At 67.8% G+C, this 24,914-nt stretch carries 22 protein-coding genes; 13 read left to right on the plus strand and 9 right to left on the minus strand.

From position 1 onward, the window contains the following. Positions 1-154 precede the first annotated feature (154 nt). From BMW75_RS22820 to BMW75_RS22850, 7 genes are read left to right on the plus strand one after another with little or no spacing between them, the layout of a single operon-like run. Positions 155-2,359 carry a NosR/NirI family protein gene (locus BMW75_RS22820; protein WP_092581985.1) on the plus strand — a complete coding sequence of 735 codons (2,205 nt, stop codon included), beginning with the start codon at positions 155-157 and terminating at the stop codon, positions 2,357-2,359. Positions 2,360-2,412: 53 nt separating this feature from the next. Next, the gene (nosZ, locus tag BMW75_RS22825) at positions 2,413-4,329 is read left to right on the plus strand and encodes a TAT-dependent nitrous-oxide reductase (RefSeq protein WP_092581986.1); all 1,917 of its coding nucleotides are present in this window, start codon (positions 2,413-2,415) and stop codon (positions 4,327-4,329) included. A gap of 6 nt (positions 4,330-4,335) precedes the next feature. Next, on the plus strand, positions 4,336-5,637 hold the full coding sequence (locus BMW75_RS22830; protein ID WP_092581987.1) for a nitrous oxide reductase family maturation protein NosD: 1,302 nt from the start codon (positions 4,336-4,338) through the stop codon (positions 5,635-5,637). Next, entirely contained in the window at positions 5,634-6,536 is a 903-nt protein-coding gene (locus BMW75_RS22835) for an ABC transporter ATP-binding protein (protein ID WP_092581988.1), read from the plus strand. Before BMW75_RS22830 ends, BMW75_RS22835 begins: the two co-directional genes overlap by 4 nt. After that, positions 6,533-7,363: an ABC transporter permease gene (locus BMW75_RS22840; RefSeq protein ID WP_092581989.1), complete on the plus strand. Its 831-nt coding sequence runs from the start codon at positions 6,533-6,535 to the stop codon at positions 7,361-7,363. The genes BMW75_RS22835 and BMW75_RS22840 overlap by 4 nt, the downstream gene beginning before the upstream one ends. After that, positions 7,360-7,860, plus strand: a complete 501-nt coding sequence (locus BMW75_RS22845) for a nitrous oxide reductase accessory protein NosL (protein WP_092581990.1) — start codon at positions 7,360-7,362, stop codon at positions 7,858-7,860. Before BMW75_RS22840 ends, BMW75_RS22845 begins: the two co-directional genes overlap by 4 nt. A 57-nt stretch (positions 7,861-7,917) precedes the next feature. Beyond that, positions 7,918-8,916: an FAD:protein FMN transferase gene (locus BMW75_RS22850; RefSeq protein WP_092581991.1), complete on the plus strand. Its 999-nt coding sequence runs from the start codon at positions 7,918-7,920 to the stop codon at positions 8,914-8,916. 64 nt (positions 8,917-8,980) lie between these two features. Here the strand turns inward: BMW75_RS22850 and BMW75_RS22855 are convergent, their stop codons facing one another. Then, complete coding sequence (locus BMW75_RS22855) at positions 8,981-9,766, minus strand: inositol monophosphatase family protein (protein WP_076520042.1); 786 nt, start codon at positions 9,764-9,766, stop codon at positions 8,981-8,983. Between the two features lie 129 nt (positions 9,767-9,895). Between BMW75_RS22855 and BMW75_RS22860 the strand changes: the two genes are divergently transcribed. After that, on the plus strand, positions 9,896-10,672 hold the full coding sequence (locus BMW75_RS22860; protein ID WP_076520041.1) for an RNA methyltransferase: 777 nt from the start codon (positions 9,896-9,898) through the stop codon (positions 10,670-10,672). 101 nt (positions 10,673-10,773) lie between these two features. Here the strand turns inward: BMW75_RS22860 and BMW75_RS22865 are convergent, their stop codons facing one another. After that, a complete protein-coding gene (locus BMW75_RS22865; protein ID WP_092581992.1) occupies positions 10,774-11,763 on the minus strand; it encodes a Bug family tripartite tricarboxylate transporter substrate binding protein in 990 nt (329 codons plus the stop codon). Between the two features lie 161 nt (positions 11,764-11,924). Here BMW75_RS22865 and BMW75_RS22870 point away from each other — a divergent pair, with 161 nt between their 5' ends. Beyond that, entirely contained in the window at positions 11,925-12,686 is a 762-nt protein-coding gene (locus tag BMW75_RS22870) for an IclR family transcriptional regulator (RefSeq protein ID WP_076520039.1), read from the plus strand. Between the two features lie 106 nt (positions 12,687-12,792). Here the strand turns inward: BMW75_RS22870 and BMW75_RS22875 are convergent, their stop codons facing one another. From BMW75_RS22875 to BMW75_RS22895, 5 genes are all read right to left on the minus strand, one after another. Next, a complete protein-coding gene (locus BMW75_RS22875; RefSeq protein ID WP_092581993.1) occupies positions 12,793-13,629 on the minus strand; it encodes a mechanosensitive ion channel family protein in 837 nt (278 codons plus the stop codon). Between the two features lie 194 nt (positions 13,630-13,823). After that, positions 13,824-14,933 carry a DUF1513 domain-containing protein gene (locus tag BMW75_RS22880; RefSeq protein WP_092581994.1) on the minus strand — a complete coding sequence of 370 codons (1,110 nt, stop codon included), beginning with the start codon at positions 14,931-14,933 and terminating at the stop codon, positions 13,824-13,826. Then, positions 14,923-16,011, minus strand: coding sequence for an imelysin family protein (locus tag BMW75_RS22885; protein WP_092581995.1), 1,089 nt, complete (start codon positions 16,009-16,011; stop codon positions 14,923-14,925). The genes BMW75_RS22880 and BMW75_RS22885 overlap by 11 nt, the downstream gene beginning before the upstream one ends. After that, a complete protein-coding gene (locus BMW75_RS22890) occupies positions 16,011-17,525 on the minus strand; it encodes a di-heme oxidoreductase family protein (RefSeq protein WP_175493245.1) in 1,515 nt (504 codons plus the stop codon). The genes BMW75_RS22885 and BMW75_RS22890 overlap by 1 nt, the downstream gene beginning before the upstream one ends. Beyond that, entirely contained in the window at positions 17,522-18,820 is a 1,299-nt protein-coding gene (locus BMW75_RS22895) for an imelysin family protein (RefSeq protein ID WP_076520034.1), read from the minus strand. Before BMW75_RS22895 ends, BMW75_RS22890 begins: the two co-directional genes overlap by 4 nt. A gap of 203 nt (positions 18,821-19,023) precedes the next feature. Here BMW75_RS22895 and BMW75_RS22900 point away from each other — a divergent pair, with 203 nt between their 5' ends. From BMW75_RS22900 to BMW75_RS22910, 3 genes are all read left to right on the plus strand, one after another. Beyond that, entirely contained in the window at positions 19,024-19,950 is a 927-nt protein-coding gene (locus BMW75_RS22900) for a LysR family transcriptional regulator (protein WP_076520033.1), read from the plus strand. A gap of 106 nt (positions 19,951-20,056) precedes the next feature. Then, entirely contained in the window at positions 20,057-20,857 is an 801-nt protein-coding gene (locus tag BMW75_RS22905; protein ID WP_076520032.1) for a class II aldolase/adducin family protein, read from the plus strand. Positions 20,858-20,937: 80 nt separating this feature from the next. Beyond that, entirely contained in the window at positions 20,938-21,897 is a 960-nt protein-coding gene (locus BMW75_RS22910) for a Bug family tripartite tricarboxylate transporter substrate binding protein (RefSeq protein ID WP_076520031.1), read from the plus strand. 24 nt (positions 21,898-21,921) lie between these two features. Here BMW75_RS22910 and BMW75_RS22915 read toward each other — a convergent pair whose 3' ends face one another. Beyond that, the gene (locus BMW75_RS22915; protein ID WP_092581996.1) at positions 21,922-22,590 is read right to left on the minus strand and encodes a DUF4286 family protein; all 669 of its coding nucleotides are present in this window, start codon (positions 22,588-22,590) and stop codon (positions 21,922-21,924) included. Positions 22,591-22,714: 124 nt separating this feature from the next. Continuing rightward, positions 22,715-23,626: a LysR family transcriptional regulator gene (locus tag BMW75_RS22920; RefSeq protein WP_092581997.1), complete on the minus strand. Its 912-nt coding sequence runs from the start codon at positions 23,624-23,626 to the stop codon at positions 22,715-22,717. A 280-nt stretch (positions 23,627-23,906) separates the two neighbouring features. Here BMW75_RS22920 and BMW75_RS22925 point away from each other — a divergent pair, with 280 nt between their 5' ends. Further along, the gene (locus BMW75_RS22925; RefSeq protein WP_092581998.1) at positions 23,907-24,914 is read left to right on the plus strand and encodes an ABC transporter substrate-binding protein; all 1,008 of its coding nucleotides are present in this window, start codon (positions 23,907-23,909) and stop codon (positions 24,912-24,914) included.

Consider the following 24,914-nt stretch of genomic DNA (forward strand, 5'->3'; position numbering starts at 1 on the left):
CCCGCCTGTTGCATGTTCGTAGGATGCCTGCACGCAAACACGACAAGCAGAGCTCAGCATGCGCGGCAGTACGGCAGCAACGGCAGCGGCAACATCCACAACAACAGTCATAAACAACCGGTTCGCACGATGCCTGCTGGCCGCGTTGCTTGCGATGTGGCTTTCCTGTCTGGCCGTCGCGCAGGACGCGCAGGCGCAGCGCCTGCCCGAGTTCCTGGCGACCACGCCCATCGGCGAGGTGTTCCCCGGCGCCGACCGCACCGGCCTCGTCGAAGGCAAACCGGCTGCGGCGCGCGTCTACGCGGGCAACCGGCAGCTGGGCCTGGTCTATCTCACCACCGACGTGGTCAACACCCGGGGCTATTCCAGCAAGCCGATCGACGTGCTGGTCGGCCTGGCGGCGGACGGGCGCATCGTGGGCGCCAAGCTCGTGGAGCATCACGAGCCCATCGTGCTGATCGGCATCCCGCAGTCCAAGGTCGACCATTTCATCCAGGGCTACGTGGGCCTGAACTTCGTCGATGCCCCGCCGCGCCACGGCGCGCCGCCGCCCGTGGATATCGTCAGCGGCGCCACCGTCACGCTGATGGTGATCGGCGACACCATCACCCGCTCGGCCATCGCGGTCGCGCGCGCCCATGGCATCGGCAAGGCGGGCGCGCCGCGCCAGACCGCACAGCCCGCAGCCGCGCGCGTCCTGGACGAAGACAGGAACGATGTGCAGAGCTGGCAGGCACTGCTCGATGCGGGCGCGGTCAAGAACCTGCGGCTCACGCCCGAAGACGTCAACCAGGCGTTCCTGCGCTCGGGACGCCAGGACGCGGCCGAGCACGGCGAAGGCGGCCCGGACGACACCTTCATCGACCTCTACGCCGCGCTGGTCAGCGCGCCGTCCATCGGCCGCAGCCTGCTGGGCGAAAACGGCTGGCAGCGCCTGAAGGAACGGCTCAAGCCCGGACAGCAGGCGGTGCTGGTCGCGGGCAATGGCCTGTATTCGTTCAAGGGCTCGGGCTATGTGCGGGGCGGCATCTTCGATCGCATCGAGGTCGTCCAGGACGAAAGCGCCTTCCGCTTCCGCGACCGCAACCACCAGCGCCTGGCGGACGTGAGCGCCGCGGGCGCGCCGGCGCTGCGCGAGGTCGCCCTCTTCGTCGTGCCCGAGGACGCCGCGCTGGACCCCGTCAAACCCTGGCGCCTGCAGCTCATGGTGCAGCGCGTGCTGAGCGTGTCCGACAAAGCCTTCGTCACGTTCGACCTGCCCTATGAACTGCCCGCGGCCTACACCCGTGCCGTCGCCGCAGGCCCCGCGCCGGCGCAGGCCGCGGCCGCCGATGCGCCCGCCGCCCCGCCAGCCGCAGAAGCGCAAGCCGAAGCCGCCCCGCCTGCGCTGTGGAAGCAGATCTGGCAAGGCAAGGCCGGCCAGATCTCCATCCTGACCGTCGCCCTGGCGGTGCTCGTCGGCATCTTCTTTTTCCAGGACCAGCTCACCGCGCGCCCCCTGCTGCACGACCGGCTGCGCCTGGCGTTCCTGGCCTTCGCGCTGTTCTGGATCGGCTGGTATGGCCAGGCGCAACTGTCCATCGTCAACGTGCTGACGTTCTTTTCCGCGCTGCGCACCGACTTCCGGTGGGAATATTTCCTGATGGACCCGCTGGTGTTCATCCTCTGGTGCGCCACCGCCATCTCCATGGTGTTCTGGAACCGGGGCGCGTTCTGCGGCTGGCTCTGCCCGTTCGGCGCGCTGCAGGAATTGACCAATCGCATCGCGCGGCGCCTGGGCGTGCGCCAGTTGAAGATCCGCCATGGCGTGGCCCAGCGGCTGTCCACGCTCAAGTACGTGATCTTCCTCCTTCTTTTCGGGTTCTCGCTGTATGACCTGGCGGTCGCCGAACAGCTCGCCGAAGTCGAGCCGTTCAAGACAGCGATCATCCTGCGCTTCGTGCGTTACTGGCCCTTCGTGCTGTTCGCCGTCGCGCTGCTGGCCGCGGGCCTGTTCATCGAGCGCTTCTTCTGCCGCTACCTCTGTCCGCTGGGCGCCGCACTGGCCATTCCCGCCCGCCTGCGCATCTTCAACTGGCTCAAGCGCTACCGCGACTGCGGCAATCCCTGCCAACGCTGCAACATCGAATGCCCCGTGCAGGCCATCCACCCGTCCGGCGAGATCAATCCGAACGAGTGCATCCAATGCCTGCACTGCCAGATGCTTTACCACCACCAGGAGAAGTGCCCTCACCTGATCCAGAAGCGGTCCAGGCGTGAGCGGCGCCCGGCTCCGCCTCCCGAGCCGGCGGTGCAGGAAGTCGTGCTGCACCGCATGCCCAGCTTGACCCCGGCGAATCGCCCCAACCCGGAATCGTGAAACACGGTTTCCGTACGGCGGCGCCCCGCGCCGTCACAAACCAGGAGTTATCCATGTCCGACAAGACCCCCGAAAAAGCCGGCCTCAGCCGCCGCAGCTTCCTGGGAACCGCCGCCATCACCGGCGCGGCCGGCCTCGTGGCCGGCGCGCAGATTCCCACCGCCCACGGCAAGGAGGGCAAGTCCGGCGGCGGCGCCGTGCTCGGACATGTCGCGCCGGGCGAGCTGGACGAGTACTACGCGTTCAACTCCAGCGGCCAGTCCGGAGAGGTCCGCGTGCTGGGCCTGCCCTCCATGCGCGAACTCGTGCGCATTCCGGTGTTCAACCAGTGCAGCGCCACCGGATGGGGCCGCACCAACGAAAGCCGCAAGATCCTGACCGAAGGCCTGACGCCTGAAACGCGCGAATTCCTGAAGGACAAGGGCGGCGTGTTTCCCAACGGCGACGCGCACCACCCCCATCTGTCGTTCACCGACCAGACCTACGACGGGCGCTATCTCTTCATCAACGACAAGGCGAACAACCGCGTGGCGCGGATCCGCCTGGACGTGATGAAGACCGACAAGATCACCGAACTGCCCAACGTGTCGGGCGTGCACGGCCTGCGCCCGCAGCGCTACCCGCGCACCGGCTATGTGTTCGCCAACGGCGAGCACATCTCGCCGCTGCCCAACAATGGCAAGGTACTGGACGATCCCAAGAAGAACTTCTTCGCCGTCTACACGGCCCTCGACGGCGACACGATGAAGGTCGCCTGGCAGGTGCTGGTGGACGGCAACCTGGACAACGGCGACGCCGACTACCAGGGCAAGTACTCCTTCGCCACCTGCTACAACTCGGAAAAGGGCGTGACCGTCGAGGAAATGTCGGCCAACGAGCAGGACTGGGTCGTGGTCTTCAACATCAAGCGCATCGAACAGGCGATCAAGGACGGCGACTTCAAGACCATGGGCGGCGTGCCGGTCGTGGACGGCCGCCACGGCTCCAAGTACACGCGCTACATCCCGGTGCCCAACTCGCCCCACGGCTGCAACGCCGCGCCCGACGGCATCCACCTCATGCTGAACGGCAAGCTGTCGCCCACCGTGACGGTGATCGACGTGCGCAAGCTGGACGACCTGTTCGCCGACAAGATCAAGCCGCGCGACTGCGTGGTGGCCGAACCGCAGCTTGGCCTGGGCCCGCTGCACACCGCCTTCGACGGCCGCGGCAACGCCTACACCACGCTGTTCATCGACAGCCAGATGGTCAAGTGGAACATCGACAAGGCCAAGCGCGCCTACCAGGGCGAAAAGGTCGACCCGATCATCCAGAAGCTGGACGTGCACTATCAGCCGGGCCACAACCACTCCACGATGGGCGAGACCAAGGAAGCCGACGGCAAGTGGCTGGTGTCGCTGAACAAGTTCTCGAAGGACCGGTTCCTGAACGTGGGCCCGCTCAAGCCCGAGAACGACCAGCTCATCGACATCTCGGGCGACGAGATGAAGCTCGTGCATGACGGCCCCAGCTTCGCCGAGCCGCACGACATGTGCCTGGTGCACCGTTCCAAGATCAACCCGGTCAGCGTCTGGAAGCGCGACGACCCCATGTGGGAAGACGCCCGCCAGATCGCCAAGAAAGACGGCGTGACGCTGGAAGACGCCGCCAAGGTGGTGCGCGACGGCAATAAGGTGCGCGTGTACATGATGGCCGTCGCGCCCATGTTCAGCCTGAAGCAGTTCGAGGTGAACCAGGGCGACGAGGTCACGGTGTTCGTGACCAACATGGAGGTGATCGAAGACCTGACGCACGGGTTCACGCTGGAAGGCCACGGTATCGCGATGGAGATCGGGCCCCAGGCCACCTCGTCCGTCACGTTCAAGGCCGACCGGCCGGGCGTGTACTGGTACTACTGCCAGTGGTTCTGCCACGCGCTGCACATGGAAATGTCCGGCCAGATGATCGTGCATCCCAAGAAATCCGCGTAACGATCCATGGCTGTCATCGCAACCTTGCGAAGCGCGGCGCGGGCCGCGGCTGGCCTCGTGCTGTCCGGGCTTGCCCCGGCCCTGCCCGGAGCCGCCGCGGCGGCCACCGTGGACGTCGCGGCGGGCGCGGACCTGGCCCAGGCCATCGCCGCGGCGCAGCCCGGCGACACGCTGCGGCTGGCGCCGGGGTCCTACGCCGGCGCCATCGTCATCGATAAGCCCCTGACCCTGGAGGGACCGCAGGACCGCACCGCCATCATCGAGGGCACGCGCAACGGACGCACGCTGTGGGTGCAGGCCGCCGACGTGGCGCTGCGCAACCTGACCGTCACGCGCTCCGGCCTGGACCTGCCCGCGATGGACGCGGGCATCTTCCTGGACCGTACGGCGCACCGCGCCGTGGTGGAACGCAACGACATCCTGGACAACCTGTTCGGCATCTACGTGTGGGGCCCGCAGGACGCGCTGGTGCGCGGCAACCGCATCGTGGGCAACCAGGAGTTGCGCGTGGCCGAGCGCGGCAATGGCGTGTCCTTGTGGAATACGCCGGGCAGCGCGGTGGTCGACAACGACATCTCCGCCGGCCGCGACGGCATCTTCGTGAACACCAGCAAGCAAAACCGGTTCATCGGCAACCGGCTCCATGACCTGCGCTATGGCGTGCATTACATGTATACCAACGACAGCGAGATCAGCGGCAACGCGGCCACGCGCAACGACATCGGCTACGCCATCATGTATTCGCACCGGCTCGTCGTCACCGACAACGTGGCGATGGACAACGTCGAACAGGGCCTGATGATGAACTACGCCAACAACTCGGACATCTCGGGTAATACCGTGGATGGCGCCGGCAAGTGCGTGTTCATCTACAACGCCAACAAGAACCGCTTTGCGGACAACCATTTCTCCAACTGCGACATCGGCATCCACTTCACGGCGGGCTCCGAGGGAAACCGGATCTCCGGCAACGCGTTCATCAACAACCGCAACCAGGTCAAGTACGTGGGCACGCGCGTGCTGGAGTGGTCGGACGAGGGACGCGGCAACTACTGGAGCGACAACACGGCCTTCGACCTGGATGGCGACGGCATCGCCGACACGGCCTACCGCCCGAACGACGTGGTCGACCAATTGCTGTGGCGCGCCCCGGCGGCGCGCATCCTGCTCAACAGCCCGGCCATCTCGGTGGTCCGCTGGGCGCAGTCGCAGTTCCCCGCGATATTGCCGGGAGGCGTCATCGACAGCGCGCCGCTGATGAAGCCCGCCCGGCAGAACGGCGCGAAACGCGCCGAGGTAATCCAATGAGCCATGCACTGGTAACGCTCTCCGGCGTCAGCAAACACTATGGCGCCCACCGCGCGGTCAGCGTCCTGGACCTGGACCTGCGCGAAGGCGAATGCGTGGCGCTGGCCGGTCATAACGGCGCGGGCAAGAGCACCCTGATCAAGCTGATCCTGGGCCTCATCCGTCCCACGCATGGCCGCGTCATGCTGTTCGGGCACGACGCCCACAGCCCCGCGGCCGCCCGGCAGCGCGCGCGCATCGGCTACCTGCCCGAAACAGTGGCCCTGCACCCGGCCATGACGGGCGCCGAGACGCTGGCGTTCTACGCGCGACTCAAGCGCCAGCCGCTGTCGCGCAATGCAGGGCTGCTTGAAAAAGTGGGCATTTCCAGCGCCGCGCACCGGCGGGTCGGCGGGTACTCCAAGGGCATGCGCCAGCGGCTGGCGCTGGCGCAGGCGCTGCTGGGAGAACCCCGCATCCTCTTGTTCGACGAGCCCACGACGGGCCTGGACCCCGCGTCGCGGCTGACGTTCTATGAAATCGTGCATGAGCTGCGCGCCAGTGGCGCGACCATCCTGCTCAGCACCCACGCCCTGTCGGAACTGGCCGGCCACGCCGACCGCATCGTGGTCATGAAGGCCGGCGTGAAGATCGCCGACGGCGCCATGTCGGCGCTGCGGCGGGATACCGGCCTGCCCATCCGCATCAGCGTGTCGCTCTGCCAGCCGGGCGCTGCCGCCCCCTCCCCCGCGTGGCGCCCGGTCGAACCCGGCCGCTACGAACTGCTGTGCCACGAGGCGGACAAGGTGGACGCCATCCGCAGCATCGGGGCCATCGCCTCGCCCATCCGCGACCTGGACATCCAGGTGCCCGGCCTGGATGACATCTATGCCCACCTGCTTGAACGGGAGGACGCATGAACGCGGTAAGCACCATCATCGGCAAGGAAATCCGCGACGGCCTGCGCAACCGCTGGGTGCTGGCCACGTCGCTGCTGCTGGCCGCGCTGGCCCTGGCGCTGGGCTTGTTGGGCAGCGCGCCCACGGGCGCGGTCAAGGTCGATCCGCTGACCGTCACGGTGGTCAGCCTGTCCAGCCTGTCCATTTTTCTGGTGCCGCTCATCGCGATGCTGCTGGCGTATGACGCCATCGTCGGCGAGGTCGACCGCGGCACCATGGCGCTCCTGCTCAGCTACCCCGTGTCGCGCGGGCAGGTGATCATGGGCAAGTTCATCGGGCACCTGGCCATCCTGGCGATCGCCACCGGCGCGGGCTACGGGTCGGCCGGACTGGCGCTGCAATGGGTCTACGGCGGGATGGACGCGGGCGCCTGGCGGCCCTTTGCCATGCTGATCGGCGCCAGCGTGCTGCTGGGCGCGAGCTTCCTGGCGATGGGCTACCTGATCAGCACGCTGGTGCGCGAGCGCGCCACGGCAGCAGGTATCGCCCTGGGCGTGTGGCTGTTCTTCGTCGTCATCTACGACATGGGCCTCCTGGGCGTGCTGGCCGCGGACCAGGGCCGCCATGTGACGCCCGGCATCCTCAATGCGCTGTTGCTCGCCAACCCGTCCGACGTATACCGGCTGCTGAACCTGACCGGGTTCGAGAACATCTCCCTGTACGCGGGCATGGCCGGCGTCAGCGACCAGGCGCGCTTGCCCGTGCCGATGCTGGTGGCGGCGCAACTGCTGTGGATCGCGGTGCCCTTCGGGTTGGCGGCCATCTGCTTCCGGAGGAAACAGCTATGACGCTGCAACGCTTGGCAGGTCTGCTGGTCCTGGCGTTGGCGCTATCGGCCTGCGGCGGCCAGGACACTGCGGCGCCGCCGCCCCCGCCTCAGGCCGTCAGCGCCGACACCGTCGGCCATTACTGCGGCATGACACTGCAGGACCACGCCGGGCCCAAAGGCCAGATATTCGTGAAGGGACGCGCCGCGCCCGTGTGGTTCTCGTCCATCAAGCAGGTGTTCGCCTACACGCTGCTGCCGGAAGAGCCCAAGGGACTGGCCGCCATCTACGTCAACGACATGGCCGCCGCGGGCCCCGACGGCGCCGCCGATCTGCGGGTCTGGGTGGACGCGCGCCAGGCCTTCTACGTGATCGGTTCGAGCTTCCTCGGCGGCATGGGCGCCGAGGACGCCATGCCGTTCTCGGACCCGGCCCGGGCGCAGGCCTTTGCCCAGGCCCACGGCGGCCGCGTCGTGCGCTTTGCCGACGTGCCCGAGGACTACGTTTTCGCGCAGTAGGGCCGCCGGCCTTCGCCGCGCCCATTGCGCCTTTCCCATCTTCCGATCGATAACGCCATGACCCATCCCACCCGCCGCCGCTTCATCGGCATCGTCGCCGCGTCCTCCGCCCTGGCGCTCGCCCCTTCCCTGCTGCGCCGCGCGCACGCCGCTATCGCGCCCACGCGCTGGCAGGGTGTGGCGCTGGGCGCGGACGCGGAACTGCGCCTGTACCATCCTGACCGGCGGGCCGCCGAACAGCTCATCGACCGGGCGCTGCGAGAGCTGCGCCGACTCGAGGGCGTGTTCAGCCTGTACCGCGAAGACAGCGCGCTGTCCGTCCTGAACCGTCAGGGGTTCCTGGCCGCCCCGCCCTCCGATCTGGTGCGGCTCCTGAGCGAAAGCCGGCACTACGCCCAGGTCACGGACGGTCTCTTCGACCCGTCCGTGCAGCCGCTGTGGCGCATGTACGCCGACCACTTCGCACAGCCCGGCGCATCGCCAGACGGCCCCGCGCCGGCCGACGTGGCGCGCGCGCTGGCGCATGTGTCGTACCGGAACATCGACGTCGATCCGCAGCGCATCCGGCTGCGACCCGACATGGCCTTGACGCTCAACGGCATTGCGCAGGGCTACATCACCGACCGCGTGACGGATCTGCTGCGCAGCGCCGGCCTTGAGCGGGCGCTGGTCGACCTGGGCGAAATTCGCGGCCTGGACGCGTCGGCCCGTGCCGAGGGTTGGCGGGTCGGCCTGGCGGACCCCCTGTCGCCGGACCGGATCCTGGCGCAGGTGCCGGTGAGCAACCAGGCGCTGGCCACGTCCGGCGGCTACGGCACGCCGCTGGACGCCGCGGGGCGCCATTCGCATCTCTTCGACCCGCACAGCGGCCGCGCGAGCCCGCGCTATCGAAGCGTGTCGGTCATGGCATCCACGGCGACCGCGGCCGATGCGCTGTCCACCGCATTTTCGAACATGCCGCTGGCGCGCATCGAGGCGCTCGTGCACGCGCTGGGCGTGCGCGCCTGGATGGTGCTGCCGGATGGAAAACTGATCGCGCAGGGCGGCGGCGACTGAGGGCGGCGGCCACTATCAAAAAAAAACCGGCCTCGCGGCCGGTTTTTGCATTGCGTGGCGCCGATCAGGCCGCCGACGGCGGATTCAGCGTGGCGAGCATCTGCGTAAAGATCTTCGGGCTGGCGGCCAGCACGTTGCCGCTGTCCATCCACCCTTGCTCGCCGTCGAAGTCGGCAACCAGGCCGCCGGCTTCCAGGACCATCAGGCTGCCCGCGGCCAGATCCCAGGGCTTGAGGCCCACGCCGCAGAAGCCGTCGAGGCGGCCGGTGGCCACGTAGGCCAGGTCCAGCACGGTGGAGCCCAGGCGGCGCACGCCGGTGGCGCCTTCGGCCATTTGGCGGAAACGCTGCGAGCCCGTTTCGGGATCGCCGGCGTTGGGCCAGTGGGCGCCCAGCAGCGCGTCATGGTAGCGGGTGCGGCCCGAGACGCGCACGCGGCGGTCGTTCAGGAAGGTGCCGCTGCCGCGGCTGGCGGTGAAGAGTTCGTTGCGCGAGGGGTCGTAAATGACGGCCTGTGTGACCTGTCCCCGCTGCGTCAGCGCGATCGACACGGCGTAGTTGGGCAGGCCGTGGATGAAGTTCGTGGTGCCGTCCAGCGGATCGATGATCCACTGGAATTCGGCCTGGTCGGGACCCTGCAGTCCGAATTCCTCGCCCAGCACGGCATGGTCCGGATAGGCGGCATGCAGCGTTTCGACGATGGACTCCTCGGCGGCGCGATCGACTTCCGTGACATAATCGCGCGGCCCCTTGCGTGCCACGCTGAGTCGTTCCAAATCCATGCTGGCACGGTTGATAATGGTGCCGGCACGCCGGGCCGCCTTGATGGCGATATTGAGCATCGGGTGCATAAAATTCCGTACGTATGCGATGAGTTGGCTTGATGGTAGGCCGCTTGCCGCCCCCCGGCGCGCCGTCTCCCTCATGGGGAAATCGACCCAAAAAACCAGGAAGGCACGAAGCCAAACGTGCCATTTTAAATGACTCAAGCATTTTCACGTGTTCGCTTCGTAATGGTGAACCCCAGCCACCCCGGAAACGTCGGTTCCGCGGCCCGCGCGATCAAGACGATGGGCTTCTCGGAACTCGTCCTGGTGGAGCCCAAATTCGCGGATGTAACAACCCAGCCGGAGGCGGTGGCGCTGGCCAGCGGCGCGCTGGACGTGCTGGAGAACGCCCGGATCTACCCGACGCTGGAAGAAGCGCTGGCGCCGGTCACCCTGGCCTTCGCGCTGACCGCGCGGGTCCGGGACCTGGGTCCTCCGCCTTGCGACATCCGCCAGGCGGCCGACCTAGCCTGCGAGCACCTGGCCGGCACCGCCGAAGGCGTGGCCGCGGTGGTGCTGGGCACCGAGCGCGCGGGGCTCACGAACGCCCAGATCGCGCTGTGCCACCGCATCTGCCATATCCCCGCCAACCCCGAGTACAGCTCGCTGAACGTCGCCCAGGCGCTGCAATTGGCCGCCTGGGAGGTGCGTTATGCGCTGCTGGCGGATGCCGGGGCCGAATTGCTGCCGCGGTCCACCGCGCAGGAACCCGCGCGCGGCGCGGCGCCCGCCTCCAGCGAGGCGGTCCAGGCGTTTCTCGCGCACTGGGAAGAAGCGCTGGTCGGCGTGCAATTCCTGGATCCGGCCCACCCCAAAAAGCTGATGCCGCGCATGCGGCACCTGTATTCCCGGCTGTCGCTGACGCGCGACGAAGTGGACATGATGCGCGGCGTCTGCACGGCGATGCTGAACGCGGCCAAGAAGAAATAATCAGCCAGGACCCGCCGGCGCACAAATAAAAAGGGACAGGCTAATTGCCCGTCCCTTTTTATTTAGCCGTACCGCCGGCGCTGGGCCGGCAGCGGCGTGTATCAGTCCACCTTGGCGCCCGAGGCCTTGACCACGGGGGCCCAGCCATCGACTTCCGACTTGATGAACTGGCCGAATTCGGCCGGCGTCGTCTTCACGCCCACGGCGCCCAGCTTTTCATAGCTGGTCTTGACGGCAGGATTGTCCAGCGCCTTCTGCATGGCGGCGTTGAGCTTGGTGATCACTTCCGGGGGCGTGCCGGCGGGAGCCAGCAGGCCGAACCAGGAGGACACGTCGAAGCCCTCAAAGCCCGATTCCTGCATCGTGGGCAGGTCCGGCGCGCTCGTGGAGCGGTCCTTGGTGGTCACAGCCAGGGCGCGCAGCTTGCCCGATTGGGCATGCGGCCATGCGGACGGCATGTTGTCGAACATGAACTGCACCTGGCCGCCGATCAGGTCGGTCATGGCCGGGGCGCTGCCCTTGTAGGGCACGTGCAGCACGTCGATGCCCGCCTTCATCTTGAACAGCTCGCCCGCCATGTGGATGGAGGTGCCGCTGCCCGACGAGGCGAAAGCCAGCTTGCCCGGGTTCTTTTTGGCGTAGTCCACCAGTTCCTTGACGGACTTGACGGGAACCTGGGGATTGACGACCAGGATGTTCGGAACCTTGGCGCCCAGGGCGACAGGCGCGAAGTCCTTGGTCAGGTCGAACGAAACGTTCTTGTACAGCGTCTGGTTGATCGCGCTGGTGACGGCCACGAACAGCAGCGTGTAGCCGTCGGGCGCGGCGCGCTGGACGTAATCGGTGGCGATGTTGCTGCCGGCGCCCGGCTTGTTCTCGACCACGAAAGATTGGCCCAGGGTCTCGGTGAGTTCCTTGGCCATGATGCGGGCGATCACGTCCGTGGTGCCGCCAGCCGAGAAACCGACCACGATACGGACGGGCTTGTCGGGATAGGCTGCGTGGGCGGAACCCATTGCAAATGCGCTTGCGGCGGTGGCCAGAAGGGTGGCGGCGATACGCCGCAGGCCAGGCTTTTGACCTGTAGTCATAGAGTCTCCGTGCAGGTACTGTCCATTAGATGGACGATTTGAATTATTGGATGGACGCATTCTGCGCTATACACGCGGATTGCATCAAGGTAGAGTCCACCCTACGGACGATGGTTTTCCCTTGTCCGTTCCTCGATAACCCTTAGTTTTCAGAGATTTGCATGCAAGACAGCGACACGGCGGCCGCGGGCCCACGCACGTTGCGGCGCGGTCTGGCGGTTCTGGCCGCCCTGCGAGACCAGGGGCCGGACGGCCTGAGCGTGACGGACATTGCCCGCCTGACGGGCATACAGCGTCCGACCATCTACCGCCTGCTGGCCGCCCTGCTCGATGCGGGCCTGGTGCTGCCGGTGGCGGGCACCAAGAAATATCGCGCCCAGCTTGCCGTCGATCCGGACACGCGTTCGCGCGATCCGCGCGTGCGGCAGCTCCTGCCCGTGCTGCGCCGCCTGGCCGACCGCACCGGGGACGCCGTGTTCCTGGTGGTGCGCGACGAGGACGATTCGATCAGCCTGCATCGCGAGATCGGCAGCTATCCCGTGCAGATCCTCGCCACCTACGCCGGCAAGCGCCAGCCGCTGGGCGTGGGCTCGGGCGGCATGGCGCTGCTGGCCGCGCTGCCCGACGACCTGGCGCGCGGCATCGTCGAGCGCAACTCGGGCAGGCTGGACGAATACGGCGGCATGACGCCGCAGGAGATGTTCCGCCTGATTGAAAACACGCGCGCGCGCGGCTATTCCGTGGTGGGCAACCACGCGGTGCGCGGCGCGCTGGGCGTGGGCTGCGCGCTGCTGGACGCGCATGGCGCGCCGCTGCTGGCGGTCAGCGTCACCGCCATCATCGACCGCATGCCCGCGCAGCGACAGCGCGAGATCGCGGGCTGGATCAAATCGGAACTGGCCCGGCTGGCCACGCCGGCCTGATTGCCGGATTGCCGGCAGGCTTCGCGGCGCGCACGCCGCGCGGCGAAGACGCAAGAAAATGGGCGCCGTAGCGCCCATTTTCGTGGCCATCGCGATAACGCCGCGATCAGCTTGCGGCCGCGCCGGCCTTGGGATTCTGGATCTCGCGCAGCGGGATCGGCGCCTGGAAACCGGCCGCTTCGAGCGAACGGCGGATCTCCTGGTACAGGTCCCAGCGCAGGTCCCAGTACTTGCTCGACTCGGCCCACACGCGTACGTTCACCGTGACGCCGTTTTCCTTGTAATCGAACACCTTCACCTGCGGCGCCGGATCCTTCAAGGCATCGGGACGCGCATCCACGATCTGTTGCAGCTTCTTGACCACCGCGTCCAGGTCGTCGCCATAGCGAACCGGCACGGGGATGTCCAGGCGCCGCGTCTTGTTGCGACTGTAGTTGGTGATGGTGGCGTTCCACACCGTGCTGTTGGGCAGCGAGAGATGGATGCCATCGCCCTGGATCAGGCGGGTCAGGAACAGGCCCACTTCCTCGACCGTGCCATCGGCGCCCGAACTGAGCGCGATGTATTCACCCGCCCGGATGGGACGCAGGATCAGCAACATGATGCCAGCGGCGATGTTCTGCAGCGTGCCCTGCAACGCCAGGCCGACGGCAAGGCCGGCTGCGCCCAGCACCGCGATCAGGCTCGCCGTCTGCACCCCGAACCGCGCCAGCACGGCGATCACGGTGAAGATGCGCACCGCCCAGATCACCGTCGTGGCGAACATGGGCACGATGGTGGGATCGATCTTGGGGGACCGCGTGGCGGCCCGGCGGACCCAGCCGCCCAGCAGCGACGACACCCACCAGCCGATGCCCAGTATCAACAGGGCGACGAGCAGATTGATGCCCATATCCATCAGTCTGGGCGCCCAGACATAGAACTCTTTTACGGCCTCATCCATGGAACCTCCTGCAAAAAAAACGACGACGACTGTATCAGAAGCGGCCGGCGCGAAGGGGCGCGGCGCGCGGCTGGAATGTCAGGCTTTGTAAGGAGATGGCGCCCGGCACTCACGCAGCATAGGCCCTGCGGTGCCGGCTGGCAAAACGGTCGGCGGCGCGCGGCGCATTGCGCTCATTGCGCGCATTACGCGCATTACGCCGGCACGATGCGAAAGTGGTTGTCCCACGACACGTCGCGCGAGGGCGGCAGCACGGGCTGTTCGGCGCCTTCCGCATCGGTGCGCAGCACCGCGCCCAGGCCGCTGCTGACCAGAAAGCCGCCTTGCGGAGCGGGCGCGACGCCGCAGCCGTCGGCGAGCGCCGTGACGCCCAGGCATTTGCCGCTGGCCGCGTCCCAGTAGATCACCTGACCGCCCACGGGGCTGGAGGTGGCGACTATCCCGCCCGCGGCGTCGACCGCCACCGATCCGACATAGTTGCGCATGTTGCGCAGCGTCTCGCTGGGCGCGTCGAACAGTTCCAGCGCGGCGCCGCGGCGGTGCCGCCCGACCAGCGCGGGACGGTCGCCGGCCGGTCCCATGTACTGGCAGCCGAACCACACCGCGCCGTCCGCCGCCACGGCCAGGTGCCGGATCGACAGCCGATGCAGCGCGGGCGCAAGTTCGACCTTTTCCAGCAGGTCCCCGGTTTTTGCGTCGATATAGGCGAGAGACGGCCGCATGGTGTCCAGATTGAGTTCCAGCTTGCCGTAGTCGGGATGCGTCAGGATGCCGCCATTGGCCACGCACAGCGTCCTGCCGTCGGGCATCAACACGACTTCGTGCGGTCCGATGCCGCCGCAATCGAATTCCCCCACGCGGCGGTAGCCGCCGCCGGGCGTCGCGTCGTACAGGCCCAGCACGCCGCGTCCCGCCTCGAAGTCGTTCTCCGTGGCGGCCAGCAGGCGGCCGCCCTGCACATAGGCGCCGTGGCCGAAGAAATGCCTGTCCTCGGGCAGCGGCAAGGCGACGGGCTCGCCGCCTGCCAGCGAAAAGCCCAGCGCGAAGAAACCCGGCTGGCGGCCGAAGACGACCGCGCGCTGCGCGGCCGCGTCGATCGCGAAACTATGGCCGCGCGCGGGCATGGGGATGGCGAGGCGATCATGGCCGGCCTCGTCCAGCAGCACCGCTTCGTCGCGCCCGCCGCGCTTGCGCGCGGCCAGGTACAGCGGTCCGCCCCCGGCCGCAAACGCGGCGCGGGCCGCGGCCGCGGACAGGCCCGCCGCCGCAGCCAGGGCCAGGAAGCGGCGCCGGTCAATCGCCATCGAGCGCGTTGAAGCCGATGGTGACGCCCAGGGCGGGCGCCAGGTTCTCGTCGACGATGGCCTTGGCGTTCTTGATGGTCAGGGACGCCAGGACCAGCAAGCGGCGGCCTTCCTCGCCGGCCAGCGCCTGTTCCAGCGGAACAGGCACGGCGCGCAGCGCCTGCGCGGCGCTGGACAATTCGCCGCGCACCGACGCATCCATCCAGGCTTCACCCGCGGGCAAGGGATAACCGCCGGCGACATAGAACGCCTTGAGCGCATCCAGATTGGCCGCCAGCAGGCTCGTCGACAGTCCGCTGCGCCAGAACGCTGCGCGCTTGGGCCGCGCGGCCTGCGGCGCATCGCCCAGCACCGGCTCGATCTTGACGTCGCGCGCGAACTGCAGCCCGGTGGACAAGGCCTTCATGGCTTCGGCCGCCACTTCCTGCGGGTCCCGATACAGGTCGTTGCCCGGCAGCGGCCGCGCGAACTGCCGGCCGAACTCGCCCTGCGCGCTCCAGGCCTGGCCCACGTCGCGCGAGATCGCCGCCACGTTGGCGGACACCGCGCGGGCGTAGCCGCAGGCGTAGGCAAAGCCGGGCGCATCCTTCTGCCCCAGCAGATCCGGCTCGCCGTAAAGCACGTATTCCAGGGCGGGCAGTCCCTGCACCGCCACGCTGCGGCCGGCCAGTGCGCCGGGCTTGAGCAGCGCGTCGTCCTTGGCCGCGATCAGCGCCTGGACCTGCCGCGGCATGACGCCGCGCGTGTCCGGCCAGAACGCCAGCCGCTCGAAGCGGTTGGCCTGCACCAGCGGGCCGAAGCGCAGGATCTCGACGCCCGACCACGCGTGCGCCAGCGCCGAAAAGGCATTGCCGACGCGCGTGGCCCCGGCCGCATCGGGCGCGGCGCACCAGCCGCCCAGCGCGCTTTCCAGCACGGCGGCGGCATCCGCCATCTTCGCCACGGCGGGCCGGGCGTAGTCGCGCGCCAGGCGTTCGCCCAGGTCGGCGGGCAAGGCCGCCTGCGCGGCGAGCGGCGCCGCCAGGATCACCACCGTGGCCGCGGCGCGCGTAAACAGAAGGCGGACGGAATGGGCCATCACAGGGACTCCAGAAAACGGATCAGGTCCGCCCGCTCGTCGGGCGTCATGTCCACGACGCGGTCGCGCGCGGGCTTGGCCGCGCCGCCATGCCACAGCACGGCCTCCAGCAGCGTGCGAGCGCGCCCGTCGTGCAGCCAGGTCGCGTTGGGATTGACGGTCTTGGTCAGGCCGATGCCCCACAGCGGCGGCGTACGCCATTCGCGGCCCGTGGCCAGGCCGTCGCTCACGCCGTCCGCCAGGTCTTCGCCCATGTCGTGCACCAGCATGTCGGTGTACGGCCAGATGAGCTGGAAGCGGTGCTCCGGCTGCCTGGCGTTGCGGCTGGTCACGTATTTGGGCACGTGGCAGGCCACGCAATTGGCTTCGTAGAAGAGCTTCTTGCCCGCCAGCACGCGCGCGTCGTCCGCGTCGCGCCGCTGCGGCACGGCCAGGTTGGTCGAATAGGTGGTGACGAAGTCCATCAGCTTGGCCGGCACCTCCTCTGGTCCGAAGCGCGGCTGCGCGCCATGCGGCATGTCCAGGCACTGCGCCTGCGCGGCCGTGCATTCGCCCGAATGCCTGGGGAAGAGCGGCGTGGACAGGCCCATGTCGTTGGAGAACGCCGCGGCGCTCTGCTGCTCGACCGTCGGTTGCCCGGCCTTCAGATTGAATCGCCCCAGCACGCGCTTGCCGGTGCGCGCGTCGGTGACCCAGTTGGCCTTGCCGACGATGCCGTCGCGCTTGTCGGCCCCCACGTTGGCCAGGATGTCGGATTCGTGGATCGATTCCAGCAGGCCCAGGCCGATCATCGGCGGCGCGAGCCGCGGCGAAATCTGGGTGTCCGCGCGCATGGGCCCGTAGCCCGGGTTTTCGATCCGGTAGGTGGGTTTCATCAACGTGGCGGTCTCGCCGCCGCGCAGGGCCACCGGCACGGGCTCGTACTCGATCTCCATGCGCCCTTCCGCCGGCAGCCCGGCCACGGCGAAGTTCTGGAGCTGCAAGCCATAGACGGGCTCGGGCAGCGCCGCGATCTCATCGGCGCCCAGCTTGGGATGGCCGCGGTCGGGCCCCTCGGGGACGGCCAGCCGCAGCAGCAGCGCCACGGCGTCGGTGCGTTCCAGCGGATCGAACCCGGGCACCGTGCCGCGGCCGTCCTTGGTGTGACAGGCCTGACAGGAGCGTGCGTTGAAGAGCGGCCCCAGTCCGTCCGACGCCTGCGTGGACGCGGGCGCGGAGACCCAGTCCTTGCGGAACAGGCCGTTGCCGACCTGGAACTCCTGGCGCCGTTCAAAGCTCATGTTGGCCGACGGCTGCGAAAAGATGTCGGCGTTGATCAGCTTGCTGGTGGTGGCGGCCCCGGCCTGCATGATCTCGAACGACTCGGTCTTCGAGAAATCCCGGGTGGGAGCGGTGATGGCGGTGACGCGCTGGCGGTCTTCGGGCGTCAGGTCGTCACGCCCGCCTAGGGCGGCGGGCTCGGCGGCGGCGGCGTGGGCCGACGCCGCCAGTACGGCGGCTAATACGAGTTTCACTTGAATACGGCGTCAGGTTTGTCCAGGCTGTCGGAACCTTCGATGGCGACCTTGCCCAGATCCAGCAGCGTGATCACGCGCTCCAGGCTGCGGGTCTGCGCGACCAGGCTGTCGATGGCCGCCTGCACCACCGCATTGCCCTCCTTGTTGCCGTCCGCGATCATCTGGTCATAGGTCTCGACCGTTTCGGCGCGCGTCTTCATGGCCTGCATGGCGGCGACCGTGGCGTCCAGCTTGGCGCGCACCTCGGCGTCCAGCTTCGGATCGCGGGCCTTGACCAGGTCCGACAGGCTCGCGCCCGACACCGTCTTGCCGTCGATGCGCGTGTACGAGCCCAGGTAGACGTTGCGGATGCCGATCTGGTCGTAGTAGTGCGAGTTGTGCGTGTTGTCCGAGAAGCAATCGTGCTCTTCCTCGGGGTCGTGCAGCATCAGGCCCAGCTTCATGCGCTCGCCCGCCAGTTCGCCGTACGACAGGCTGCCCAGCCCGGTCAGCATGGCGATCAGGCCGGCCTTGGGGTCTTCTTCCACGGACTTGCGCGCCGCGCCGTCCTTCTTCCAGTTGCCCACCATTTCTTCCAGGTCGGTCACCAGCAGATCGGTCACGGCCTTCAGGAATTCGATGCGGCGTTCGCAATGGCCGCCGGTGCACTGCTTGGGGTCGAAGTCCGTGTGCGGACGGTTGCCCGAATGCCGCTCCTGCGGCGTGCCCTTGCGGTCCGCGGGCGCGGCGCCGGTGCCGTTCAGGTCCTGGCCCCACAGCAGGAATTCGATGGCGTGATAGCCGGTCGCCACGTTGGCTTCGTTGCCATCGGCCTCGTGCAGCATCTCGGACAGCAGTTCGGGCGTGATCTTGCTGACGTCCACCGTCTTGCCGCCCACCGAGATCTTGGAATTGGCGATGACGTTGACCGCGTAGAACGCGTTCTGGTCGTTCTCGGTGCCGTAGGAGGCATCGACGTAGTCGATCAGGCCTTCGTCCAGCGGCCATGCGTTCACGCGGCCTTCCCAGTCATCGACGATGGGGTTGCCGAAGCGCCAGGCCTCGGTCTGCTGGTAGGGTACGCGCGCCACGATCCACGCCTCGCGCGCGGCCTTCAACGTGGCGGCGCTGGGCTTTGCGATCAGCGCATCGATGGCCTCGCGCAGCGTCTTGGCAGCCTTCAGCGAATCCTCGTACCCGGCCAGCGCCAGGTCAGAATAGGTGGCGACGACGGCCTTGGGTTCGACGGCGGCGTGCGCCGTTCCGCCAAATACCGCGGTGGCCAGCACCGCACCCAAAAGCAACTTGCGCATCGACTTTCTCCCGTAATGCGGACGGCCCGCCCCCGTGGCGGGCCGTTCCGGCTTGGCTTTGTTTGTGGATGCGAGTGTAAACAATTTTCGTTTGATGTTCAGGCAGGATTCAGATAGCTGACGTTCTTTTGAACGGAAAAAGTATGCTGCGGCAAGTCACGAACGCCCTGCCGCCCTCCCCTCATTGCCTGGAAGCCCGCCTCATGGAACTGCGCCAACTCCGTTACTTCGTCCGCGTCGCGGAACTGGGCAGCATCGGCCGCGCCGCGCGCGATCTGGGCGTGGTCGCATCGGCGCTGAGCCAGCAGATCAGCCGGCTGGAAAGCGAACTGGCCACGCGGCTGCTGACGCGCAGCCCCACCGGCGTGACCACCACGCCCGCCGGCGCGGCCTTTTTGCGCCAGGCCCAGTTGACCCTGCGGCACGCGGAAAGCGCCGTGGCGGCCGCGCGCGAGGCGCGGCTGGCCGGAACGGTGAGCGTCGGCTTCGCGCCCACCACCGCCTCGCTCCTGGCCCGTCCCTTCTACGCGGCCATGACCGAACGCTATCCGAACGTGCGCCTGCATCTGGTCGAGGGCCTGTCCGGCAACCTGGGCGACCTGCTGAACGCCCGTCGGCTGGACCTGGCGGTGCTGTTCCAGAACGACAGCGCGCAGGGCCGCAGCGTGGTGCCCGTGCTGGACGAACGGCTGTTCCTGCTGGCCCCGCGCGGCATGATCGAACAATCGGATGGCGAACCCGTCGGCATGGCCGATCTGGCGGGCCTGCCGCTGGCCGTTACCAGCAAGGCGCACGGGCTGCGCGCCTGGGTCGAGGCGGCCTTCGAGCGGGCCGGCATCGAACCCTGGATCGGCGTCGAAGTGGACGGCCTGACCACGTTGATGGACCTGGTGCAGGCCCATCGCATCGCCACCATCCAGCCGGGCGCGGCCGTCGCGCGGGTCGAGACCGGCGTGCTCAGCATGCACCCCATCGACGACCCCTACCTCTTTCGCCGCAACCAGATCTATTGCATCAGCGACGACGAGCTGTCGCCCGCCGCCCTGGCGGCGCGCGTGGTGCTCCGCGATGCCATGCGCGGATTGGTCCGGCACGGCGGCTGGCCCGGCGCCACCCTTCTCGATTCGTGATGCCCCCATCCGCCCGGGATGCCTAGGCGGTCGGATTTTCTGAAGATAGATTGACCCTCATCAAGTCGCCGCATGGTGCGGCGGCGATCTACCTTCACGAAATCCGATGACAACTTCCACGCCACGTCCAGGTCGCCTGGGCATTTCCTCCATGCGGCCGCATTGTTCCGACGCGGAATGGCAGGCCCGGGTGGACCTTGCGGCCTGTTATCGCCTGGTCGAGCTCTACGGCATGGCCGACATGATGGCCAACCATATCTCCGCCCGCGTGCCGGGCGAGGACAACGCCTTTCTCATCAATCCGTACGGCATGATGTACGAGGAGATCACGGCGTCCAGCCTGATCAAGGTCGACGTGGACGGCACCATCCTGTCCAAGCCCGATTTCGGCGAACTGGACTACGGCATCAACAAGGCCGGCTACGTGATCCACAGCGCCGTGCATGCCCACCGGCACGAGGTGGATTGCGTCATCCACACGCACAGCTGGGCCTCGATGGCGGTGTCCTCGCTGGAATGCGGCCTGCTGCCCCTGACGCAGACGGCGATGCGCTTTCTGAAGATCGGCTATCACGACTACCAGGGCGTGGTGCTGGGCGTGGAGGAACAGGCCTCCCTGCTCGCCGACCTGGGCCAGGGCGAGGCCCTGATCCTGCGCAACCACGGCGCGCTGACCGTGGGCCGCACCGTGGGCGAAGCCTTCAACTGGATGCATCGCCTGGAGCTGGCCTGCCGCTCGCAACTGGCGGCCATGGCGACGGGCGCCCGCCTTCAGGACGTGCCCCAGCCGGTCCTGGAGGCCACCTGGAACAACTACCAGCCCGGGACCCGCCGCCCGTATGGCGTCATGGAGTGGCCCGCGCTGCTGCGCAAGCTGGACCGGATCGATCCCGGCTTCCGCGACTGAATCCCCCCGATTTCGAACGCGCCAGCCGGCGTGGCGGCACGGCGCCCCATCACACGACAACAACCACGCGAGGAGACATCATGAATACTGCCCAAGCCTTGCTCGCTTGCGCGGCGCTGGCGGGCGCCTGTATCGCCCCGCCTGCCCGCGCCGCCGACTATCCCGACCGGCCGGTCAAGGTCATCGTGGCCTTCTCCCCCGGCGGCACCACGGATACGCTCACGCGCAGCGTCACGAACACGCTGACGCAGAAGTTGGGCCAGCCGTTCGTGGTGGAGAACAAGCCCGGCGCCGGCGGCAATATCGGCACCGAATACGTGGTGCGCGCCGCGCCCGACGGCCACACGCTGATCGTGAACTCCGTCGGTCCCATCGCCGTCAATCCTTCCCTGAACAAGCTGCCCTATGACCCGCTGACCGATCTGGTGCCCATGGTGCAGATCGCCACGGTGCCGAACGTGCTGGTGGTTCCGCCGTCCTCGCCCGCCAAGGACATCCAGGGCTTTCTGAAATACGTCAAGACGGCGCGCAACCTGAACTACAGCTCCACGGGCGTGGGCACGTCCTCGCACCTGTCCAGCTACATGCTGATGGACGAGCTGAAGGTGAACGCCACGCACGTGCCCTACAAAGGCGCGGACGCGGTCAACGACCTGCTGGCCGGCCGCATCGATTTCATGTTTGCGACCATCCCGTCGGTGATCGGGCACATCCGGGCCGGCAAGCTGCGCGCGCTGGCGGTCAGCACCGCGCAGCGGTCCGCCACCCTGCCCGAACTGCCGACCATCGCCGAGTCCGGCTATCCGGGTTTCGACGCCGGTTCGTGGTTCGGCTTCTTCGCGCCCAAAGGCACGCCGCAACAGGTGGTGGACCTCGTCAACCGCGAGGTCAACGCGACCCTGCCCGCGCTGAACGCGCAGATGCTGCGCGAGGGCGCCGAGCCGGTCGGCGGCACGCCGGCCCAGTTCGCCTCCTTCATCAAGGGCGAACACGACAAATGGGCGGTGCTGGTGAAGAAGTTCGACCCGCAGGCGCAGTGACCGCGGGACCGCGCCTGGCGCGGCCTAGCTAAGCGCCGAGGCCTCCAGCGCCCACCCCAGCTCGTAGAGCCAGGCCGATGCGGGATCGGCGTCGAAGGCGGCCGCAGCCCCTGCCCGCAGGGCCTGCGCAGCCGCCCGCGTGCTGGCCTCGACCACGAACATCGGCGTCAGCGCGCGGCCCTCGGTGGATTCGCGCGGCAGCGGGGTGCTGAGCGCCGCATCCGGCACCAGCAGGAACGACCGCACGAACCCCTCCACCGCCTGCAGTTCGGCCCCCGCGTTGCGCGCCCTGGCCAGCGGCGCGCCGGCGCAACTGGCCGGCAGGGGCAGCACCACGAGCTGGCTGCCGGTGCCCATGCCGGTCACGGCTTCCACCGCGCACACGCGGCGCATCGGATCCCGCATGCGGTCCAGGTTGGTCACGGACCAGGCCGTCTGGCGTTCGAATGCGGCGCGGTAGGCAACCGTACCGAACGCCGCCAGCGACTGCGTGCGGTACAGCCCCAGATACTTGCGCCCGCCCTGCACCGACATGTAGCGCGCGCCCGACAGGAAGCCGGGGATGCGCACGCGTTCCTCGATGTGCTCGCGGTCGTACCAGCGGTTGAAGTCGGGCTCATCGGCGGGGTCCACGTCGGTCGCGACGAAAAGCATTCCATTGGTGGCGGACGGGAACACGGGATCGAATGTCATGGGGCAAGAATGGTCGGGATGGCGGAAGGCCCCATCTTCGGCCGCGGTCCTGCCGGCGACAAATCAATAATTCTTGGGCCAGCCAACAGAATTACTGAAAGCCGCCCCCGGGATAACACCGTTGCTAGTGCGCGGAGCCCACGTTCGGCGCCACGACCGCCGCGGTGAACCGATCCGATGCGCGGCAGGCCAGTTCGGCCACCAGCCGGATGGCGTCCGAACCGCCGCTTTCCAGATAGCTCACGACCAATAGCTGCGGCGGCACGGGCAGGTCACTGCGGACCACCTGGATCTCGCCTCGCGCGACATACTCGTAGATGGGCGGCAGCGGCACCAGCGCGTGGCCGAAGCCGCTGCGCACCAGCCGCGCCAGCGCCGAGATCGAGCTGACGAAGTGCACCTTGCCCTGCGGCATGCCGACTTCGCGGTACAGGGCCTTGAGCGCCTCGTGCGGCTGCGAACCCGGACTCATGGTGAGCACCGGCTCGCTGAGCAGCTCGTGCGTGGTCATGGCGTCCTCGCCGCCCGCCGGGCCGACCCAGCCCATGTCCATCGGCAGGCACGGCATGCTGATGATGCCCGTGTCGTTCAGCACGTCGGTCTGGAACGCGATGTCCAGCGTGCCTTCGCGCAACCCGCGGTGCAGGGCGCGGGTGGTCTCGGACGTGAGCTGGACTTCGATGCCCGGATACGTGGACCGCAGATTGGTCAGAAAACCGATCAGCCAGGTATGCACGACGGTTTCGATGGCGCCGATCCGCACCAGCCCCGCGACCTCGTCGCCGCGCTTGCCCAGCGACAGGATCTGCTGGCGGATCTCGAGCAGGCGCTCGCCGTAGTCCAGGAGGCGCGTGCCGACGGCGGTGAGCTTCAGTTCCTTGGCATCGCGCTCGAACAGGCGCGCGCCGATATCTTCTTCCAGGGATGCGATGCGGTTCGCCACGGCCGCCTGCGTGATGTGCAGGCGATCGCTGGCCGCCCGGAAACTGCCCAGGCGGGCGGACCACAGAAAGGCTTCGACAAAGCGCGTGTTCATGGGCAGATGCTAACGCCATACGGAACGGGAAGGGGCGGGAAGGGACAGGACGGGACAGGACCGGCGCGGCGGCGGGATGGGCGGTGCGGCACGGCCGTCCTGTCCCCTTATTTGGTGCGCCATGCACCAAGATGGTTCACAGGGAGCACCAGCCTGAGGCCATCCGGGCGCGTCCCCCGGGGAACCCCGCACTGCACAAAAGCTGGCACGCAGTTTGCTTGATGACTGGTATGCAAGCTTGTCTACAAGCCCACCCTCTCAAGCCGACCAGGAGCCTCACATGATTCATCGCAATGCGCCCTTCGCCTTCAACGCCACCCGCCGCCGCCTGATTCAGGGCGCCGCCATGGGGGCCGCGACGCTGGCCGCCCCGGCGCTGGTGCGTGCGCAATCGGGCCCGGTCATCCGGATCGGCTTCTGGCCCGTCGCGGCCGGCCTGCCCTTTTACGCCGCCGTCGAAAAAGGCTATTTCAAGGAAGCCGGCCTGAACGTCGAGCCGCTCAAGTTCGCCGGCGCGCAGCAGGTCATGGAAGCCATGCTGGCCGGCCGCGCCGACGGCAGCGCCAACGGCACGGGCTCGGCCAACCTGGCCATCGGCGAAATCGCCTCGCCCGGCCTGTTCAAGATTTTTGCGTCCAACCCCAGCAACGTTAAGAACGTGCTGGATGAGTTCATCGTCGCGAAAGACAGTCCCATCAAATCCATCGCAGACCTCAAGGGGAAAAAGGTCGGTTCTGGTCCCGGCATCCAGAATTCCACGCTGGCCAAGGCAGTACTGGAGCGCGCCGGCGCAACCGGAGCAACCGTGGTCGAGTTGGCGATCAGCCAGCACGTGGCCGCGGTTGCCGCCGGCCAGTTGGATGCGTGCTACACGCTGGAACCCACGGGCACCGTCGGCCGCCTGAACGGCACGACCCGCGTGCTGGAGACCGGCGTCATCGCCAAGTACGTGCTGGGCGACCCCATGGCGCCGTGGTTCGGCGGCTCGGCGTCCCTCACCACCGCATTCCTGAAGAAGCACCCCGAGGAAAGCAAGAAATTCATCGCCGCCTATGCGCGCGGCATCGAACTGATCCGCACCAAACCCGCCGAGGCCCGCCCCTTCCTGAAGGGCTACACCGCCATCGAAGGGCCGATGACCGAGGAAGTGCCGCTGGCCGCCTACACGCTGCATAACGAGTTCACGCCCAGCGACGTGCAGTACTTCCAGAAGTTCTTCGACCTCTTCACCGACAAGGGCGTCTTCGCGCAAAAGGTCGACGTCTCGACCATGCTTTACAAGGGCTGA

Source organism: Achromobacter sp. NFACC18-2 (assembly GCF_900108985.1).
In the GTDB taxonomy this organism is placed as follows: domain Bacteria; phylum Pseudomonadota; class Gammaproteobacteria; order Burkholderiales; family Burkholderiaceae_B; genus Achromobacter.